This is a genomic window from Proteus sp. fly-1013 (assembly GCF_040140245.1).
Lineage (GTDB): Bacteria > Pseudomonadota > Gammaproteobacteria > Enterobacterales > Enterobacteriaceae > Proteus > Proteus mirabilis_B.
This window is the reverse complement of sequence record NZ_JBEEWD010000022.1, coordinates 1-1,133: the sequence shown is the minus strand read 5'-3', so window position 1 is coordinate 1,133 and position 1,133 is coordinate 1. Positions and strand designations below refer to the sequence as shown.

The following is a 1,133-nucleotide window of genomic DNA, read 5'->3' as shown; positions in this document are numbered from 1 at the left end:
AATTAACCTAATACTTTAGCAACAACGCCCGCACCTACTGTACGGCCACCTTCACGGATAGCGAAACGTAAACCGTCGTCCATCGCGATTGGGTGAATCAGTTCAACGATCATGTTGATGTTGTCACCTGGCATTACCATTTCTACGCCTTCTGGTAATTCGATAGTACCAGTTACGTCAGTTGTACGGAAGTAGAACTGTGGACGGTAGCCTTTGAAGAATGGAGTATGACGACCACCTTCATCTTTGCTCAGAATATAAACTTCTGATTCGAATTTAGTGTGTGGCTTGATTGAACCTGGTTTTGCCAGTACTTGTCCACGTTCGATTTCTTCACGTTTAGTACCACGCAGAAGAACACCAACGTTCTCACCTGCACGACCTTCGTCAAGTAATTTACGGAACATTTCAACGCCAGTACAAGTTGTTTTAACTGTTGGTTTGATACCAACGATTTCAACTTCTTCACCAACTTTAACAACACCACGCTCAACACGACCAGTTACTACTGTACCACGGCCTGAGATTGAGAATACGTCTTCGATTGGTAACAGGAATGGTTTGTCAATTGCACGCTCTGGTTCTGGAATGTATGAATCCAGTGCTTCTGCTAATTCAACAATTTTTGCTTCCCACTCAGCTTCGCCTTCCAGTGCTTTCAGCGCTGAACCACGAATTACTGGAGTGTCGTCACCTGGGAAATCGTACTGAGACAGAAGTTCACGAACTTCCATTTCTACTAATTCCAGTAACTCTTCATCATCTACCATGTCACATTTGTTCAGGAATACGATGATGTAAGGAACACCAACCTGACGACCTAACAGGATGTGCTCACGAGTTTGTGGCATTGGGCCATCAGTCGCAGCAACAACCAGGATAGCTCCGTCCATTTGCGCAGCACCAGTGATCATGTTTTTAACATAGTCGGCGTGACCTGGGCAGTCTACGTGTGCGTAGTGACGAGTTGGAGTGTCATATTCTACGTGTGAAGTAGAGATGGTGATACCACGAGCTTTTTCTTCTGGTGCGTTATCGATTTGATCGAATGCACGAGCAGCACCACCGTAAGTTTTAGCTAAAACTGTAGTGATTGCAGCAGTCAGAGTTGTTTTACCGTGGTCAACGTGGCC

Annotated in this window: 1 protein-coding gene; it reads right to left on the bottom strand. The window is 45.4% G+C overall.

The window, feature by feature from the left end; translation table 11 throughout:
- Positions 1–2 precede the first annotated feature (2 nt).
- On the bottom strand, positions 3–1,133 hold a 1,131-nt coding region (gene tuf, locus ABN236_RS19250; RefSeq protein ID WP_349474719.1), incomplete at its 5' end, for an elongation factor Tu.